This window comes from Mycobacterium sp. SP-6446 (assembly GCF_001954045.1).
In the GTDB taxonomy this organism is placed as follows: domain Bacteria; phylum Actinomycetota; class Actinomycetes; order Mycobacteriales; family Mycobacteriaceae; genus Mycobacterium.
This window is the reverse complement of sequence record NZ_MBEM01000238.1, coordinates 1-18032: the sequence shown is the minus strand read 5'-3', so window position 1 is coordinate 18032 and position 18032 is coordinate 1. Positions and strand designations below refer to the sequence as shown.

Annotated in this window: 18 protein-coding genes and 1 pseudogene; 8 read left to right on the top strand and 11 right to left on the bottom strand. The window is 67.6% G+C overall.

Annotated elements, in window-relative coordinates; genetic code table 11:
- From A5736_RS21700 to A5736_RS26950, 3 genes and pseudogenes are all read left to right on the top strand, one after another.
- A pseudogene (locus A5736_RS21700) lies at positions 1–484 on the top strand (PirG); the annotation flags it as partial.
- A 174-nt stretch (positions 485–658) separates the two neighbouring features.
- On the top strand, positions 659–2329 hold the full coding sequence (locus tag A5736_RS21695; protein ID WP_371328402.1) for an N-acetylmuramoyl-L-alanine amidase: 1671 nt from the start codon (positions 659–661) through the stop codon (positions 2327–2329).
- 43 nt (positions 2330–2372) lie between these two features.
- Positions 2373–4313: an alanine racemase gene (locus A5736_RS26950; protein WP_254848431.1), complete on the top strand. Its 1941-nt coding sequence runs from the start codon at positions 2373–2375 to the stop codon at positions 4311–4313.
- Here the strand turns inward: A5736_RS26950 and A5736_RS21675 are convergent.
- From A5736_RS21675 to A5736_RS21645, 7 genes are all read right to left on the bottom strand, one after another.
- A complete protein-coding gene (locus A5736_RS21675; protein ID WP_076127429.1) occupies positions 4310–4777 on the bottom strand; it encodes a DUF350 domain-containing protein in 468 nt (155 codons plus the stop codon). The genes A5736_RS26950 and A5736_RS21675 overlap by 4 nt on opposite strands.
- Positions 4778–4793: 16 nt before the next feature.
- On the bottom strand, positions 4794–5960 hold the full coding sequence (locus tag A5736_RS21670; RefSeq protein ID WP_076127425.1) for a glutathionylspermidine synthase family protein: 1167 nt from the start codon (positions 5958–5960) through the stop codon (positions 4794–4796).
- On the bottom strand, positions 5957–6592 hold the full coding sequence (locus A5736_RS21665) for a hypothetical protein (RefSeq protein WP_233148091.1): 636 nt from the start codon (positions 6590–6592) through the stop codon (positions 5957–5959). Before A5736_RS21665 ends, A5736_RS21670 begins: the two co-directional genes overlap by 4 nt.
- A gap of 61 nt (positions 6593–6653) precedes the next feature.
- Entirely contained in the window at positions 6654–7478 is an 825-nt protein-coding gene (locus A5736_RS21660) for a Cof-type HAD-IIB family hydrolase (protein WP_076248493.1), read from the bottom strand.
- Positions 7475–8260 (bottom strand): 1-acyl-sn-glycerol-3-phosphate acyltransferase, encoded by a 786-nt coding sequence (locus tag A5736_RS21655; protein ID WP_076248491.1) that lies wholly within the window; start codon positions 8258–8260, stop codon positions 7475–7477. Before A5736_RS21655 ends, A5736_RS21660 begins: the two co-directional genes overlap by 4 nt.
- 16 nt (positions 8261–8276) lie before the next feature.
- A complete protein-coding gene (locus tag A5736_RS21650) occupies positions 8277–9044 on the bottom strand; it encodes a 1-acyl-sn-glycerol-3-phosphate acyltransferase (protein ID WP_076248489.1) in 768 nt (255 codons plus the stop codon).
- A gap of 3 nt (positions 9045–9047) precedes the next feature.
- Positions 9048–9818 (bottom strand): 1-acyl-sn-glycerol-3-phosphate acyltransferase, encoded by a 771-nt coding sequence (locus A5736_RS21645; protein WP_139333490.1) that lies wholly within the window; start codon positions 9816–9818, stop codon positions 9048–9050.
- 96 nt (positions 9819–9914) lie between these two features.
- Between A5736_RS21645 and A5736_RS21640 the strand changes: the two genes are divergently transcribed.
- Together A5736_RS21640 and A5736_RS21635 are read left to right on the top strand one after the other, a co-directional pair.
- The gene (locus tag A5736_RS21640; RefSeq protein ID WP_076248487.1) at positions 9915–11465 is read left to right on the top strand and encodes an MBL fold metallo-hydrolase; all 1551 of its coding nucleotides are present in this window, start codon (positions 9915–9917) and stop codon (positions 11463–11465) included.
- Positions 11462–11794 (top strand): hypothetical protein, encoded by a 333-nt coding sequence (locus tag A5736_RS21635; protein ID WP_076127409.1) that lies wholly within the window; start codon positions 11462–11464, stop codon positions 11792–11794. The genes A5736_RS21640 and A5736_RS21635 overlap by 4 nt, the downstream gene beginning before the upstream one ends.
- A 75-nt stretch (positions 11795–11869) precedes the next feature.
- Here A5736_RS21635 and A5736_RS21630 read toward each other — a convergent pair whose 3' ends face one another.
- Both A5736_RS21630 and A5736_RS21625 read right to left on the bottom strand, forming a co-directional pair.
- Positions 11870–13426, bottom strand: a complete 1557-nt coding sequence (locus tag A5736_RS21630; RefSeq protein ID WP_076248485.1) for an NAD(P)/FAD-dependent oxidoreductase — start codon at positions 13424–13426, stop codon at positions 11870–11872.
- 47 nt (positions 13427–13473) lie between these two features.
- Positions 13474–14100: a TetR/AcrR family transcriptional regulator gene (locus A5736_RS21625; RefSeq protein ID WP_076248483.1), complete on the bottom strand. Its 627-nt coding sequence runs from the start codon at positions 14098–14100 to the stop codon at positions 13474–13476.
- A gap of 69 nt (positions 14101–14169) precedes the next feature.
- Here A5736_RS21625 and A5736_RS21620 point away from each other — a divergent pair, with 69 nt between their 5' ends.
- A complete protein-coding gene (locus tag A5736_RS21620; RefSeq protein WP_076063076.1) occupies positions 14170–14658 on the top strand; it encodes a DUF2834 domain-containing protein in 489 nt (162 codons plus the stop codon).
- A gap of 7 nt (positions 14659–14665) precedes the next feature.
- On the opposite strand, the gene A5736_RS21615 is transcribed toward A5736_RS21620, so the two are convergent.
- A complete protein-coding gene (locus tag A5736_RS21615) occupies positions 14666–15241 on the bottom strand; it encodes a class I SAM-dependent methyltransferase (RefSeq protein ID WP_076248481.1) in 576 nt (191 codons plus the stop codon).
- A 55-nt stretch (positions 15242–15296) separates the two neighbouring features.
- Here A5736_RS21615 and A5736_RS21610 point away from each other — a divergent pair, with 55 nt between their 5' ends.
- Positions 15297–16037: a helix-turn-helix domain-containing protein gene (locus tag A5736_RS21610; RefSeq protein ID WP_076248479.1), complete on the top strand. Its 741-nt coding sequence runs from the start codon at positions 15297–15299 to the stop codon at positions 16035–16037.
- A 50-nt stretch (positions 16038–16087) separates the two neighbouring features.
- On the opposite strand, the gene serS is transcribed toward A5736_RS21610, so the two are convergent.
- Positions 16088–17347: a serine--tRNA ligase gene (serS, locus tag A5736_RS21605; protein ID WP_076248477.1), complete on the bottom strand. Its 1260-nt coding sequence runs from the start codon at positions 17345–17347 to the stop codon at positions 16088–16090.
- Positions 17348–17467: 120 nt separating this feature from the next.
- On the opposite strand from serS, the gene A5736_RS21600 reads away from it, so the two are divergent.
- On the top strand, positions 17468–18032 hold a 565-nt coding region (locus A5736_RS21600), incomplete at its 3' end, for a septum formation family protein (protein ID WP_371328401.1).

Below are 18032 nucleotides of genomic sequence, written 5' to 3'. Positions count from 1 at the left end.
CCCGGGTCTGACCAGCCCGACTGGACTCGCGCCGGGCCTGGGTGGCACCGGGGCCACTCCCAGCGAGGTGCCGATCGGTGCCGCGCCGGCCGGATTGGACCCGGGTGCCGACGGCACCTACCCGATCCTTGGTGACCCGTCGACACTGGGCGGCGCCTCGCCGATCGGGACGGGCGGCCTCGGTGGTGCCGGCACCAGCGGCGGTAGCAGCGGCGGTGGCGGGCTCGTCAACGACGTGATGCAAGCCGCCAACCAGCTGGGCGCCGGTCAGGCCATCGACCTGCTCAAGGGCCTGGTGATGCCCGCGATCATGCAGGGTGTGCACGGTGGCGCGGGCGCGCCAGCGGCCGCCGCCGGCGCCCTGCCGGGTGCGGCCAGTGCCCTGCCGGGTGCCGCGGGTGCCTTGCCGGGTGCCGCGGCCGGTGCCCTGCCGGCGGCCGCCGGTGCCTTGCCGGCCGCTGCGCCGGCGTTGCCTCCGGTCTAGAGCTTCGGGGGACCTGTCACCTGACGGCACCGCAGAGTCACGCGCGGATTCGGGAGCAACACCCGCCCGGCGACAACAGCTCTGCGGTGCCGTCGAACAGGTTTCGTGAGGTTCCACACGCATACATTCGTGTCGCCTCACAAATAACAATAGACACACAAGTAACATCAGCTGGTGTCGTCTCGTAGTCGCACGCCAACGATGCTGCTCACCGCCATCGCGGCGACGGTCGTCATCGTCTCGGCGGTGGCGGAGGCGACCCACGAGCGCGGCGTCCACACCACGCCCCCGGCCCACGACACCCAGCTGAGCGAGCAGCCGCTGATCGGGCTCGGGGCCGGTGTCACGGTCCGCGAAGTCAGCCAGGACCAGCCCTTCTCGTTGGTCGCGCTGACCGGCGACCTCGCCGGCACCTCGACGCGGGTGCGGGCAAAGCGGCCCGACGGGTCGTGGGGGCCCTGGTATCAGACCGAGTACGAGACCGCCGCGCCCGACGACGGTGCGGCCGCGGGATCCGGCGGGTCGGCGCCGCCGGCCGGCCCGACCGAAGGCCCCCGCAGCACGGATCCGGTGTTCGTCGGCACCACCACCACGGTGCAGATCGCGGTGACGCGCCCCCTCGATGCGACGGTGACCCAGCCCCCGCCGCCGAACGACCCGCCGGCGTCAAACGACCTCGGATACAAGCCGGCGTCCAGGGAACAGCCGTTCGGCCAGAACATCTCCGCGATCCTCATCTCCCCGCCGCAGGCGCCGGCCCACACGCAGTGGACGCCGCCGTCCGGGGTCGTGATGCCGGGGCAGGCGCCTCCCATCATCAGCCGGGCCGAATGGGGCGCCGACGAAGCGCTGCGGTGCGGTAGTCCCCAGTACGACAACGGGATTCGCGCCGCGGTCATCCACCACACCGCGGGCAGCAACGACTACTCGCCGCTGGAATCGGCGGGGATCGTCAAGGCCATCTACACCTACCACAGCAAGACGCTGGGCTGGTGCGACATCGCCTACAACGTGTTGGTGGACAAATACGGCCAGGTGTTCGAGGGCAGCGCCGGCGGACTGACCAAGGCCGTCGAGGGCTTCCACACCGGCGGATTCAACCGCAACACCTGGGGTGTGGCCATGATCGGCAACTTCGACGACGTACCGCCCACGCCGGTGCAGCTGCGAACCGTGGGCCGGCTGCTGGGCTGGCGGCTGGGTCTGGACGACGTCGACCCCAAAGGCACGGTGGCGCTCGAATCGGCGGGCAGCCACTACACCACCTTTCCGGCCGGGGCCGTCGCGACACTGCCCACCATCTTCACCCACCGCGACGTCGGCAACACCGACTGCCCAGGCAACGCCGCCTACGCGCTGATGGACGAAATCCGGGACATCGCATCGCATTTCAACGATCCGCCCGAGGAGTTGATCAAGGCACTGCAGGGTGGCGCGATCTATGAGCACTGGCAGGCCATTGGCGGCATGAACAGCGTTCTCGGCGCGCCGACCTCGCCGGAAGACAGCGGCGAGGGTGATTCCCGTTACGCCACCTTCGCCAGGGGCGCGATGTATTGGTCACCCGAGACGGGCGCCCAGCCGGTCACCGGCGCGATCTACGAGGCGTGGGCCTCGCTGAGCTTCGAGCGAGGTCCGCTGGGGTTGCCGACCAGCGCGGAAATCCAAGAACCGCTGCGGATTACGCAGAACTTCCAGCATGGCACCTTGAACTTCGAGCGGCTCACCGGAGACATCACCGAGGTCGTGGACGGCATCACCACGCCGTTGTCGACCGAGCCGCCGAGCGGCCCGACCGTCCCGCCGGAACACTTCTCGCTGCCCGCGCACCCGGCGGCCACCTAGACCAGGTTTTCCCCCGCGTGCGCGGAGCATTAGTCTGCGAGCTGTGCCCGAGACGCCGTATTTGACGATCGATCTCGACCGGGTGCGAAGGAACTTCCGGACGCTGCGGGCGTTGTTGCCCGGCGCCCGGATCCGCTACGCGGTGAAGGCAAACCCGGCCGAGCCGATCCTGCGTCTGCTCGCGGGCGAGGGCGCCACGTTCGACGTCGCCTCCATCGGCGAGGTCGACGCGTGCGTTAACGCCGGCATCGACGGGGGCCTGCTGAGCTTCGGCAACACCATCCAAAAACCCGCGGAGGTGGCTCGGGCCTACGCGCGCGGGGTTCGGCGGTTCGCGTTCGACACCGAGCATGGCCTGACGACGATCGCCGCCCACGCCCCCGGGGCGGCCGTGGAATGCCGCATCGCCGCGGGCTTCCCATCGTCGGTGACGCCGTTCGGCGACAAGTTCGGTTGCGCCCCCACGCAGGCCGCGGAGCTGCTCGGCGACGCCCGCCGCCTCGGGCTGCGGCCCGACGGCGTGTCGTTCCACGTCGGTTCGCAACAACTCGACCCGGCCGCGTGGGAGCTCGGAATACGCGCCGCCGCAACGGTATTCGATGCAACGGGCGACCTCGCGACGATCAACGTCGGGGGCGGGTTCCCCCTCGCGTATGCCGCCGACGCGCCGCCCCTTGAGGCGTTCGCCGAGGCCTTGGCGTCGGCCCTGACACGCCACTTCGGCGCCGATCCGCCGCGGCTCGTGGTCGAACCGGGACGAGTGCTGGTGGGTTCGGCCGGCACGATCCGGTGCGAGGTGGTAGCTGTCCGGACCGGTACCGACGAGCGGCGCTGGGTCTACCTCGACGTCGGTCGTTACGGGGGCCTGGCCGAAACCGAGAACGAGTACATCCGGTACCGCCTGCGGACCGGCCGGGACGGCGACCCACTCGATGATGCCGTGGTCGCGGGCCCGACGTGCGACGGCGACGACGTGCTCTACCGGCACTACCCGCTTCCCGTGACGCTGCGGCCCGGCGACCGGGTCGAGATCGACGATGCCGGCGCGTACACCGCGAGCTACGCGTCGGTTGCCTTCAACGGATTCCCGCCGCTGCCAACCCATTTCGTTAATGCGCCCGAGAAAAGGTTACCCAGCCACGAAATCATCGAGCCGCTGGCCCCGGGGCTGACCCGAAACTGGCGGCTGTCGGATGTCCGCTGCGACGTGCGCACCGAGTTTCAGCATCTGGTGATCGGCCGCACGGAACAGGGCATCACACTGTTCACCGACGGCGAGCGTCAGAGCACCGAGCTCAGCCAGCTCGTCTACCACGAGGCGCTGCTGGTGCCGGCGCTGCTGCTGGCTGCCCGCATCGAGCGGGTACTCGTCATCGGCTCCGGCGAGGGAGTGACGAGCCAGCTCGCCGTCGCCGCCGGGGCGACGCACGTCGATCACGTCGACATCGATCGCGAAGCGGTCCGGCTGTGCGCGCAGCATCTGCCCTACGGCTACACCGTGGACGAACTGCGCAGGGCGGAAAGCGGACTCGGCCCGGTCGCGATGCATTACGGCGACGGCTGGGACTTCGTCGTCCGGTGCGGTACGCCGTACGACATCGTGGTAGTCGACCTTCCCGACGAGCGGACGGCGCCCGCGCAGCACAACCGGCTCTACGACGCCGACTTCCTGGCACGATGCCGCAAGATCGGCAGCGTCGTCATCGGCCAGGCCGGCTGCCCGACACTGTGGCGGAACCAGTCGCTGCACGCGTCGTGGCGGCGCTTTCACGAAACATTCGACACCGTCGTCTATTTCGGGAGCGACGAGCACGAGTGGGCATTCCTATCGGGGCTGGACCACGTCTGCGAGGATCCCGTCGCCGTGATGTCAGCGAGATTGGCGTCGCTGGCCTATCGACCCCGCACGATCGATGCCGACACGCTCGTCGGAGCCACGATCCCGCCGAAGTCGCTGCGCGACAGGCCCGTCCGCCAGCGTTAGAGAATCGCGACGGCAACCACGATGCCCAGCGCGAACTGCGCCGCGGCCACCATCAGCGCCTCGTAGTTGAACTCCTCGGAGGCGAACAAGGCGTCCATGTCGATCCCGATCACCATCGCCGCGATCCGCATCATCACCACCTGCGCCACGATTCCCACGATCCCGAAGACCGCCGAGCCCACCAGCCCCTCGAGCAGCTTTCCCGACGACGAGTAGATGGCCAGCACGACGATGAGCGCCATGCTGACCATGCCGGCCGCCGCGACAATGATGGCGTTCGGTTTTCCCCCGTCCACCATCTTGCGCAGCGGTCCCGGCGTGGTGAGATCGATCGCGTAGAACCCGATCATCATCAGCACCAAGCCGACGATCGCGTACAAGAAGATCGCCCCGGCACCGCGGCCGAGCACGGCCATGTAGCCCGCATCCCAGTAGCTCGAATTCAGCGCGGCGATTGTTGTCATCGATGATCAACTCCGTTCATTTCTGCAGGATTCGATGCGGGACGAAGGCTGCGCCGTCGTCGGTGATCAGTCCGCCGGTCTCGCGGATGCCCAGCCCGGCCGCCGAATCGCCGACGATCCAGGCCCCCAGCGCGGGCCGCATGTCGTCGAACTCCGGCAACGGGTCCAGCAATTGGTAAACGAACCCCTCTTCGCCGTAGACCCCGCCGGTGGCGGTCTCCAATCCGGCCCCGACGACGGTGACGTTCGCTCCCTCGCGGCCGAGCTTGGGCTTGCGGACGTACTCGGTGAGCTCGTGCGGGTCGTCGATGTATGCGGGCAATAGGTTCGGGTGGCCCGGATACATCTCCCACAGCATGGCGAGGATCGCCTTGTTCGACAGCAGCGTCTTCCACAGCGGCTCGATCCACATCGTCTGCGGCAGGCTCGACACGACGTGGTGGCCGAACTCGTCGTCGAGCACCCACTCCCAGGGATAGAGCTTGAAGATCGCGTGTATCGGATCCTCTTCGAGGTCGACGAAACGCTGCAGCGCGGAGTCCCAACCCAGGTCCTCGATCATCAAGCCGACGGTCGAAAAGCCCGCCTCGGCCGCGGTTTCCTGCATGTAGGTGGTCGTGATCTGGTCTTCGCCGGTGGCCTCCACCCCGGACCAACTCAAGTGCAGCTCGTTGTTGGGCAGCAGGTCCCGCAACTGCTTCCAGCGGGCGACGAGCTGCTCGTGCAACGAGTTCCACTGGTCGTCGCCGGGGAACTTGTCCTTGAGCCAATACCACTGCAGGATGGCGGCTTCCAGCAGCGTCGTGGGTGTATCGGCGTTGTACTCGAGCAGCACCGCCGGCCGTCTCCCGTCGTAGCGCAAGTCGAAGCGGCCGTACACATGGGGGTCGGAGCGGCGCCACGATTCGGCGATCGGCTGCCAACTCCATTCCGGCAGGCCGAAATCCGCGTACCGCTCCATCAGCACCACCTGCTCGACGGCGTTCAGGCACATCGAGTGCAGCAGTTCGACGTCGGCTTCCAGCGCAAGAATCTCGTCCATCTCGAATTCGTAGTACACCGACTCGTCCCAATACGGTCGGTCCGCGCCGCGGGCGTCACGGGCCGGTGTTCCGTACACCAGCCCCTGCGATTCGACGATCGACCGCCAGTTCGGCCGTGGCTTTTCCCTGCCACGCTTCACGAGCCGCTGCCCTTGCCGCCGCCGAGCTTGCCGCCCAGCCCGCCACGGGAAATGGTGGAGCCCGACTTGGTCTTGACCGTTGCGCCCTTGGGCGCGCTCGTCGTCCCACCGATCGGGCGCGAACCCACCGACCCCGAGCTGCCGTAGTAGTAGCGGTACTGGTGTCCGCCGTAGAAAAAGAAGCCGTTGAGGCCGGCCGTGTGATCGGTGCAGTAGCTGTCCGGCACGATCACCGGCTGGCCGTTCGGGTCATCCCGGACGCACTGGGCGGTCACGGTGGGCGTCGACAACGCCCAGTATCCCAGGGCCGCAACGACTCCCACCACGCCCACGGCGGCCGCGGAACCCATCAGCACCCGGCGCTGCCGGCGCCGCTTGGCTTCCGCTTCTAGTCGCGCCTCCTCGGCCTCCTGCTGCTTCTTGGCGAACTTCTCCCGCGCGCGCAACTCGGCTGGCGTTGCGGGGCGCGGCTTGGTCGTCGCCGCGTCCTGGAACTCCATGCTGCCGCCGGACGGGAACTGCTCGGAGTCGTCTTCCTCCGAGCTGGCGTCGTCGCCCTCGGGTGGCTCGACCGGCGCGGGCTTATCGCCGTCGGGCTCGCCGCCGTTCGGCGGCTTTTGATCCGCGGGCACGCGGGCAGTCTGCCACATTTGCTACCCGTGCGGGCGGTGAACTTCCCTGGCCCGTCGGTCGCTAGTGCCACCAGCGTTCCAGCACCCGCCCGACCCCGTCGTCGTCGTTGGTCGCGGTGACCTCGTCGGCGGCGGCCCGCACGTCCGGATGCGCATTCCCCATCGCCACGCCGTGACCCGCCCACAGCAGCAGCGGCACGTCGTTGGGCATGTCGCCGAAGGCCACCGCTTCGTGATCGGCGATGCCCAGCGGTTTGGCGACCTCCGCCACGCCGGTGGCCTTGCTGATCCCGAGCGGGACGACCTCCACCAGCCCGTTGTTGGTGGAGAAGGTGATGTCGCCCTCGATGCCGACATGCTTGGTCAGTTCGGCCGCCATATCCTCGCTGCGGGCACCGGCCTTGCGGATCAGCAGCTTGATCGCCGGGGCGCTGAGCAGGTCTTCGATCGACACCTCGGTGTTGTCCGGGTTGAGCCACGCGTGCTCGTAGCCCGGCGAGCTGATGAACTGAGGCGTTGCGGTGTCATGCGCGCGCTCACCGATCCGCTCGACGGCCAGGCCCACGCCCGGGATGGAGCGCCTCGCTATCTCGGCCAACTCGGCCAAGGTGTCGACGGACAGGGTGCGCGCGGACACCACCCGATCGGACGCGGGGTCGTAGACGACGGCACCGTTGGCACACACCGCCATTGGCGCGAACCCGAGGGCGTCGACGACCGGGCGTATCCAGCGCGGGGGGCGGCCGGTGGCCACGACGAACTGAGCGCCCTCGGCCACCGCGGCGCGTATCGCAGCGCGGGTGCGTGGGGAGATGGTTTCGTTTCCGTCGAACAATGTGCCGTCGACGTCGCATGCGATGAGCGCCGGCAATGTTGGGTCGGTCAATGCAATCCGCTTTGGGGTTGCCCCGGCCTGGTCACGCCGTCGGTTCCGTGCCGCTTGATCCGCTCCTGCAACTCGGACAACCGGATCGCCTGGGAATCTTCCCGGCTGGGCGCGCTGCCTCCGAGGCGCCGCGGAACCCAGTACTCGCCCTCGGGGTGCGGATACTCCTCCTGCACTTGATAGAGCAACTCGTTCATCGCGGTGCGCAGTGCGACGTTGATTTGCTCCGGGGTGCCGCGAGGCGGCAGCGGCCGGCCGACCGCCACGGTGATCGGAACCTTGTTGCGCCACACCTTTTTCGGATGATCCTTGGGCCAAATCCGGTGCGCGCCCCAGACGACCACGGGAAGGATCGGCGCCTGGGCGTCCAGCGCCATCCGCGCGGCACCGCTCTTGAATTCCCTGAGCTCGAAGCTGCGGCTGATGGTCGCCTCCGGATGCATCCCGATGAGTTCGCCCTCGCGCAGCCGCTGCACGGCGACGTCGAAAGCGCCGTGTCCGCTCCTGCGGTCCACCGGGATGAGCCGGGCGTGCTTGATCACGTAGTTGACCGACTTCACCTCGCCCATCTCCGCCTTGATCATGAAGTACATGCGACGGCCGCGTTCCTTAACGGCGAGCATCGTCGGAAGCCAGTCCAGATAGCTGGTGTGGTTCTGGGCGAGTATCGCGCCGCCGCGCTGCGGAATGTTCTCCAGGCCGCGGTAGGTGAATTTGGTTCCCTGCATCGCGACGACCGGCGGGACGATCAATTCGCCGAACCGGTAAAAGGCGTTTGCCATGTCCTTCTCCTTCGCCCTACCGCGATCGATGCGGGGTATGGTTTGCGGCCTTGTCGGCCAGTCGGGCCGCGGCCTCGTCGGCTTCGATCTGAGCCGCCTCGGCCAACGTCGGTGCGCCACCGCCCAGCCGGCGCGGCACCCAATAGGCGCCGGGCGGACGCGGATACCCCTGCTGGGCCCGATCCAGCAGCGCGCTCATCGACTCGCGAAGCGCTGCGTTGGTTCGCGCCATGTCGTCGGCGGCTCGCAGCGGCGGGCCCACCTGCACGATCACCGGCACCTTGTGGCGGCCGATGTGTCGCGGGTGGTCCTTAGTCCAGATCCGCTGCGCGCCCCAGACGATCACGGGAACGATCGGGACATCCGCTTCGAGGGCCATGCGGGCGGCCCCGGTCTTGAATTCCTTGAGCTCGAAGCTTCGGCTGATGGTGGCCTCCGGGTAGACCCCGACCAGCTCCCCCTCGCGGAGCCGCTGTACGGCCACCGCATACGCGGCGGCTCCGGCGTCTCGATCGACGGGGATGGTCTTCGTGTGCTTGATCAGGAAGTTGACGACCTTCACCCGTTGCATTTCCGCCTTGATCATGAACCGCAGCCGGCGGCCGCGGCGGTGCATGGCCAGCGCGGCCGGCAGAAAGTCGACATAGCTGGTGTGATTGATCGCGACGACCGCGCCGCCGCGGGCGGGAACGTTCTCCTCGCCGCGGTAGGTGATCTGCGTACCCGTCGCCATCACGACCAGCTGCGCCATGATCTCGAGCGTGCGGAAGGTCGGCTCCACCATCGATTACGACTCCGACGCTCCTGCGGCCTGGGCGCGACGGGCCGCCCGCGCGGCCGCCTCCTCGGCCTCGATGCGGGACGCCTCGGCCAACGACGGAGCGCCGCCGCCCAGCCGGTGCGGCACCCAGAACTCCCCGGCGGGATGCGGCCCATACTGTTCCTGCGCCCGCTCCAGCAGGTGTTGCATGCGCGAGTGCAGCAGGCCCTTCAAATCCTCGATCGCCAGCGTCGGCGCGATAGGTTCGCCGACCAGCACTGTGATCGGTACCTTCGGGCGAAGCAGCTTCTTGGGATGGCCCTTGGTCCAGATCCGTTGCGCACCCCAGACGATGTGCGGAACGATCGGCACGCCGGCCTCGACCGCCATCCGGGTGGCCCCCGACTTGAACTCCTTGATCTCGAAACTGCGGCTGATCGTGGCTTCGGGGTACACCCCGACCAGCTCGCCGTCCTTCAGCATCCGGACGGCTTCTTCGTACGACGCGGCCCCATCCAGCCGGTCCACCGAGATGTGCCGCAGGCTGCGCATGATCGGCCCGGTGATCTTGTGGTCGAAGACCTCCTGCTTGGCCATGAATCTCACTTTGCGGCCCAGGCCCTGCTTGTAGGCGGGCAAACCGGCGAAAGTGAAGTCGAGGTAGCCGGTGTGGTTGATCGCGACGACCGCCCCACCGCTGGTCGGCAGGTTCTCGACCCCGGACACGGTGATCTTCAGGCCCTGGATGCGCCAGACCAACCGGGCAAGCTGGATGACAGTCCCGTATACCGGTTCCACAGCCATTCAGCGTAATGCTCCCGCCTGTGCGCCGGGCCCCGGCAGCGGCCCCACGCTAAACTTGGGACGATCCCCAGAACCCCGAGAAAGGCATTTGTGCAGGTCACGAGCGTAGGTCACGCCGGATTTCTGATCCAGACCCATGCGGGCAGCATCCTGTGTGACCCCTGGGTGAACCCGGCCTACTTCGCATCCTGGTTCCCGTTCCCGGACAACAGCGCACTGGACTGGGACACGCTCGGCGACTGCGACTACCTCTACGTCTCGCACCTGCACAAGGACCACTTCGACGCGAAGCACCTCAGCGCGCACGTCAACAAAGACGCCGTGGTGCTGTTGCCCGACTACCCGGTGCCGGACCTGCGAAATGCGCTGCAGGAGTTAGGCTTTCACAGGTTCTTCGAGACCACCGACTCTGTCAAGCACCGGATCAGCGGCCCGAAGGGCGACCTTGACGTCATGGTCATCGCGCTGCGCGCGCCCGCGGACGGCCCGATCGGCGATTCGGCGCTGGTGGTTTCCGACGGCGCCACAACGGTTTTCAACATGAACGATGCGCGGCCGGTGGATTTGGATGTGCTGACATCCGAGTTCGGGCACATCGACGTGCACCTGCTGCAGTACTCGGGGGCGATCTGGTACCCGATGGTCTACGACATGCCGGCCCGCGCCAAGGAGTCGTTCGGCACCCAGAAGCGGCAGCGCCAAATGGACCGCGCGCGCCAATACATCGCCCAGGTGGGGGCGACCTGGGTGGTGCCGTCGGCGGGGCCGCCGTGCTTCCTGGACCCGGAGCTGCGCCACCTCAACGACGATCACGGCGACCCGGCCAACATCTTCCCCGACCAAATGGTGTTCCTCGACCAGATGCGCAGCCACGGGCACGATCGCGGTCTGCTGATGATTCCCGGATCGACCGCGGACTTCACCGGCACGGAACTGAACTCACTGCGCCACCCGCTACCCACCGCCGAGGTGGACGACATCTTCACCAAGGGCAAGGCGGCCTACATCGCCGACTACGCCGAGCGGATGGCGCCCGTCCTGGCAGCTGAGCGGGCCAGCTGGGCCCCCGCCACCGGCGAGCCGCTGCTGGACGGGCTGCGCGCGCTGTTCGAGCCGATCATGCTGCAAAGCGACGAGATCTGCGACGGCATCGGCTACCCCGTCGAACTGGTGATCGGCCCGGAGACCGTGATCCTGGACTTTCCGAAACGGGCCGTGCGCGAACGGATTCCCGACGAAAAGGTCCGCTATGGTTTCGCGATCGCGCCCGAGCTGGTGCGCACGGTGCTGCGCGACCACGAGCCGGACTGGGTCAACACCATCTTCCTGTCGACCCGGTTCACCGCATGGCGGGTCGGCGGTTACAACGAATACCTCTACACCTTCTTCAAGTGCCTTACCGACGAACGGATCGCCTATGCCGACGGCTGGTTCGCCGAGACCCACGACGACTCCGCCTCGGTCACCCTGGACGGCTGGGAGATTCAGCGCCGCTGCCCGCACCTGAAGGCCGACCTATCGAAATTCGGTGTGGTGGAAGGCAACACGCTGACCTGCAACCTGCACGGATGGCAGTGGCGTCTGGACGACGGCCGGTGCCTGACCTCGCGGGGACATCAGCTGCGGAGCTCCCGGGCATGAGCGAGACGTACGACGACGGCCTGGTCCAGCTGGACCGCAGGGCGATCACGTTGCGCCGCTACCACTTTCCCTCCGGTACGTCCAAGGTGATCGCGTTGGACACGATCCGCGGGTACAAAGTCGAATCGCTGGGCATGTTCATGCAGCGGTTCCGCATCTGGGGCAGCTCCGACTTTCGTCGCTGGCTGCCACTGGACGTGCAACGGCCACTCAAGTCGACGTTGATCACCCTGGACGTCCCGGGAACCTGGCCGAGCCCCGCGTTCACGCCGGCGCGACCGGACGAGTTCACCGCACTGCTCGACGTGTTGCTGAGCGGGCTGGGTTAGTACCAGCGCGCCGAACGTGCACTCACGGCGAGATTTTGGTCATTTTTTCGCACTGAGTACACGCTCGCCGAGAGTCTAGCGGTCGGCCAGCGCAGCGAGAGCGGCGTTGTAGCCGGGGATGAACGTGATTCCCGGCCCGCCATGGCAGCCCGCGCTGCCCAGGTACAGTCCCCCGATTGGGATCGGCTGACCGAGAAAGCCTTTCGGGCCGGGCCGGTTCGGGCCGATCTGATTGGGATTCAGCAGCCCGTGGCAGAAGTCGCCGCCCGGGGCGCCGAACATCACGCCCATGTGCCTGGGCGTGAAGGTGGTGTGCCGGATGATGCTGCGTTCGAAATTCGGTGCGAGCCGGGTGATCTTGTCTATCACCCGCTGACCCATTTCGACCTTTGCCTTGCCATAGTCGGCGCCGCCCTCGATGGGGAACCACATCGCGAACGCCGATGCGGCGTGCTTGCCCTCGGGCGCGAGGTCCGGGTCGTTCTGCGACGGGATCTGCAACACCACCGTCGGGTCGGCCGGAACGATCCCACGCCGGGCATCCTCCCACTGCTGCTGGACTTCCTCCGGCGTGCAGAACAGACCGAGCGAGGCCTGCATGGCCGGATCGTTGAGGGCCTCGTACGGCGCGCTGAACGCCGGGGCTTCGTCGAGCGCGAAGTGCATCTGCAGATAGCTGCCGCGGTGATCGATGCGCGCATAGCGTTCCCGGATGTCGGCCGGCAGCGCGGCCGGATCGATCAGCTCGTTGAGCGTGACATCGGGCGCGATGCCGGAGACGACGATCGGAGCCGTGAGCGTCTCCCCGGCCTCGGTTCGCACCCCGCTCACGCGGCCGTCGGCGACGACGATCTCGGTCACCTTGGTGCGCAGCCGGACTTCGCCGCCGTGGCTCTCGAGCAGTGTGCACAGGTGCGCGGTGAGCGCACCGATGCCGCCGCGGAGCTTCTTCATCTGCATGGTGTTCCCGTCGGGAACGCCCAGCCCGAAGGCCAGTGCGGCCGCGCTGCCCGGCGTCGACGGCCCGCGGTAGAGGGTGTTGACGGCCAGCACCGTCATCGAGCCGCGCAGGGCGCCGTGCTTCTCGCGGTCGGGGAGATAGCGGTCCAAGATGTCGGTGACCGAACCGAACAGCATGTCATCGATCGCCGAGCGTTCGAATTCGTTTGTGGCGCAGGCATACATCTCGTCGAGGGTCTTGGGCGGCGCACCCGCGTCGAAGCGGCCCAGTGCCCGCGTCGGCGCCTGGCTCCAGGCCATCAGCCCCGCCATCCCGTTGACCGCGTCGGCCCCGTGCACCTCGTTGAGGTGAGTGAACAGCTTGACCGGGTCGCTGTACTGGACCAGCGGGTCGTCGCCCACTCCGCGCACCGCCACCGACATCACGTCCAGGTCGATGGTCGGCAGGGTGTCCAGGCCGAGTTCCTCGACGACCACCGAAGCCGTCGGGAATTGCACCGAGCCCGCGATCTCGAACTGATACCCGTCGAACAGCTCCACCGTCGAGGCCATCCCACCGGCGTACAGCTTGGGGTCCACGCACACGGTCCGCAGGCCCGCCTTCTGCAGCAACACCGCCGCGGCCAGGCCGTTGTGCCCGGCGCCGATAACTATCGCGTCATATCCAGTCATGTCCGTCCCTCCGCACGCAGGCTGGCACGGACGCAAAGTTTTGTCAATTATGACGAAACTTTGTCGGGTGCCCAGGCGTCGGTGATGCCGGCGCGCAGCGACTCCAGCGCCGTGTGGGAGACCCGCGCCAGTTCCCCCAGGGACCGGTCGTCGCCGAGCATCCAGACCTCCATAGCACCGAAGACGGCGGCTGCGATGCAGCGCGCGGTCACCGCGACGCGCAGCCGCTCGTCCGTCGTCCGGTGCCCCGTCCGGCCACGGCGCTGCAGCTGCGCCTGGATGGCGTCGGCGAAGTCGGCCTGGACTTCCTGGATGTGCCGGACGATGCGGCCCGGGTCCAGCTCGCCGCCCCGCAACGCGGCGATTTTGGTAACCGCTTCAACGTCATACGGAAACGCGAAGATCGCGGCCTGCACCGAATCGATGATCGGTTCGCCGGCCGGCCTGTCGTTGAGCGCGGCGCGAAACCAGTGCAGCCCGGTGAAGTCGGCAAACAGCAGATCGTGCTTGGAGCGGAAATGGCGATAGAACGTCCGCAGCGACACCCCGGCGTCCGCCGCGATCTGTTCGGCCGACGTTTCCTCGACCCCCTGGGCCAGGAATCTCACCACGGCGGCCTGGCGCAGCGCTTCGCGCGTGCGCTCGCTGCGCGCCGTCTGAGCGGGCCGGACCATGCCAGTAAGGTACCCCTTCGCGTTGTGTCAATATTGACAAAACTTCGGAACACGAGCGAGACTTCGCGCATGGTCTCGCTACTCTCGCACGCGGTACTTGGACTGGCGGTCATCGTCTGGATCGTCAGGGCCAACTCAAAGGTTTTCGCCCGCCCCGCCACCGGCCCCGTCTTCTCGCCGATGGAAATCGTGTACTACGTCGTCGGCATCGCGTCGGTCGGGCTCGGTTGGTATTTCAACATCACCTACGTGGAGGAATACTCGCACGGGGGATCGACCAATCCGCTGTGGGGCGAACACGGCAGTTGGGTCGAATACATGAAGTTGATGTTCACCAACCCCGCCGCCAGCTCGGCCAGCCAGGACTACACGATCGCGAATGTCATTCTGCTGCCGCTTTTTACGATTGTCGACGGCTATCGCCGGGGCCTGCGGCACCCGTGGCTGTACTTCGTGTCCAGCCTGTTCACCAGCTTCGCGTTCGCGTTCGCCTTCTACTTCGCGACCATCGAGCGCCAGCGCCGCCACGAGCAGGCCCGCGAGCCGGTGAGCGCTTAGGCCCCCGTTACGCGGCGAGCGGTTTGATCGCCCGCCATCTCTGTCGGCCGCCCTTGGCGTCGACCCGGATGTCGGTGAATCCCGCCGCTCGAAGCCGCCGGCGGAGATCCGGCGGCGCGATCGGGTTGTAGGTGTCGGCGATGTGGATCAGCCGGAATGTCAGCGACGGCACACCGTCGCTGCCGGCGAAGGTGCCCCCCGGTTGCAGCACCCGGAAAGCCTCGGCGAACAGCTGATCTTGCAGCCGGGCGCTGGGCACGTGGTGCAGCATCGTGAAGCACACCACCGACGAGAAGTGGTCGTCGGGCAGCCCGGTACTGGTGCCATCGCCGTGGATGATGCGTGCCCGTTCGCCATAGCGGCGGTTCAGGTCATCGGCCATCGGACCGTCGACTTCGACGGCGGTGAGCGAGTCGGTCCGGTCCAGGAGGGCGCGTGTCGTCGCGCCGTAGCCTGGGCCGATTTCCAGTGTGCGCGAGCCTAATTCGACGTCTCTGAGCGACCAGGGCAGCAACTTGTCGGCCACCATCTTGGCCCAGTCCGCCGAGCTACACCGGCGCCGGTGAAGGAGATTCATTGCCATACACAGAACGCTAGGCGGACGCCAAGGTTGCGGGCTTCCGATATTCTGTCGAGTTATGTCGGAAAACCGCCATCACGGGAGGGCCACGTCGTCGCAGTCGCTCGCGCCCGGCGCGCGAATCGAGCGCCACCGTCATCCCCTGCACCAGATCGTCTACCCGTCCTCCGGTGCGGTGTCGGTAACCACCCCCGCGGGAACCTGGATCACGCCAGTGAATCGCGCCATCTGGATACCGGCGGGCTGCTGGCACGAGCACAAGTTTCACGGCCAGACGCAATTCCACGGGGTCGCCCTGGACCCGCGGCGCTACCGTGGCGGTCCGGCAACACCGACCGTGCTCGCCGTCAATCCGCTGATGCGAGAACTCATCATCGCCAGCTCGCAGACAGACGGCACCGACAGCGACGAACACCACCGGATGCTGGCCGTCCTGCACGATCAAGTGCGGGACTCGAACATCCATGAGCCACTGTGGATTCCGACACCGGTCGACAGCCGCCTGCGCCAAGCGTGCGCGCTGATCACCGACAACCTGACCGAGCCGCTGACGTTGCAGCAAATCGGCCGTCGGATCGGCGTCAGTCAGCGCACGCTGAGCCGCCTGTTCAGGGACGAGCTGGCGATGACCTTCCCGCAATGGCGCACCCAACTACGTCTGCATCACGCGCTGATGCTGCTCGCCAACCGCCACGACGTGACCTCGGTGGCCCTGCAATGCGGCTGGGCCACGCCCAGCGCCTTCATCGACACCTACCGGCGCGCGTTTGGGCATACCCCGGGCGCGCGCCGCGCTTGATCAATGGTGGCGACCCGCTTCGCCCGGCTCCGCCGCGCTTGCGATCGCCACTAGCCGGCGGGCTCCAACACCTCGGTGCCGACGAAGGGAACCAGCGCGTCGGGGACCCGGACGCTGCCGTCGGGCTGCTGGTGGTTCTCCAGGATCGCGACCAGCCACCGGGTGGTGCCCAGCGTGCCGTTGAGGGTCGCCGCGATCTGCGGCTTGCCGTTGTCGTCGCGGTAGCGGGTGGCCAGCCGGCGCGCCTGAAACGTGGTGCAGTTCGACGTCGACGTCAGCTCGCGGTAGGCCCCCTGCGTGGGAACCCACGCCTCGCAGTCGAACTTGCGCGCGGCCGACGAGCCGAGATCGCCTGCGGCCACATCGATTACCCGATACGGCACGTCGATGAGCGCCAGCAGCTCGCGCTGCCAGCCCAGCAGCCGTTGATGCTCCGCCTCGGCGTCGGCGGGTGTGCAGTAGACGAAGCCCTCCACCTTGTCGAACTGATGCACCCGGATGATGCCGCGGGTGTCCTTGCCGTAGCTGCCGGCCTCGCGGCGAAAGCACGACGACCAGCCGGCGTAGCGCAGCGGGCCGCCGGACAGGTCCAGGATCTCGTCGGCGTGGTAGCCGGCCAGCGGCACCTCGGAGGTGCCGACCAGGTAGAGGTCGTCGGCTTCCACCCGATACACCTCATCGGCGTGGGCGCCCAGAAATCCGGTGCCCGCCATCACTTCTGGGCGCACCAGCACCGGAGGGATCATCGGGATGAACCCGTTGTCGACGGCTAGCCGCAGCGCCAGTTGCAGCACGCCCAGCTGTAACAGCGCGCCCCGACCGGTCAGGAAGTAAAACCGCGAACCGGACACCTTGGCGCCGCGTTGCATGTCGATGAGGCCCAGTGCCTCACCGAGTTCCAGGTGGTCCCTAGGGTTTTCGATCGCCCTGGGTTCGCCGACGACGTCGAGGACCGCGAAGTCGTCCTCCCCTCCCGCCGGGACTCCGTCGATGATGACGTTGGAGATCGCCATGTGTGCCGCGGTGAACGCCGCCTCGGCTTCCGTCTGGGCGGTTTCGGCGGCCTTCACCTGTTCGGCGAGTTCTTTGGCGCGCGCGAGCTTGGCCGGCCGCTCCTCGGCCGACGCCGCGCCCACGCTCTTGCTCGCGGACTTCTGTTCGGCGCGCAGCGCGTCGCCGTTCGAAATCGCGGCACGGCGATTCGCGTCGGCCGTCAGCAGGGCGTCCACCAGCGCCGGGTCTTCCCCGCGGCTGAGTTGGGAACGGCGTACGGCGTCGGGGTCCTCGCGAAGCAGCTTCAGGTCGATCACGGCCTGAAGACTACTTTTGGCCCGGCGGCGGCGCCGCACAGCACCGCCGCAGACGATCACACGACGCTACATACGCCACATCCGTCACGCGGCTCCGCGGCTCCTGTCAGAATGGAGCCGATGTTGGATACCCCCGAAGCGGAAGTCTCCCCGCCCGGCCCCGCCGCCGGCGAGGCGGGACAGCCGGCTGGCGCGTTCCAGTGGCCGCGCGGCTTGCAGGCGACCGCGACCAGGCGGGCGTTGCTCCTCTTCGCGCTCGGCGGCCTGCTGATCGCAGGGCTGGTGACCGCGATCCCGGTCGGCGGCGGGCAGGGGCGGCTGGCCGGCTACCTCGACAGCGGTCCGGTGCCCAGCACCGGGGCCAAGAGCGACGCCGCCTTCAACCGCGCCAAGAGTGGTGACTGCCTGATGTGGCCCGACATCACGCCGGAGTCGGCGAGCATCGTCAACTGCGCGGACGACCACAAGTTCGAGGTCGCCGAGTCCGTCGACATGCGGACGTTCCCCGGCTCGGAGTACGGGCCCAACGCGGCCCCGCCGTCGCCGGCGCGTATTCAGCAAATCAGCCAGGAACAGTGCGAGGCAGCGGCGCACCGCTACCTCGGGCCCAAGTTCGATCCCAACGGCAAGTTCATCGTCAGCATGCTGTGGTCGGGTGACCGCGCGTGGCGCCAGGCCGGCGAGC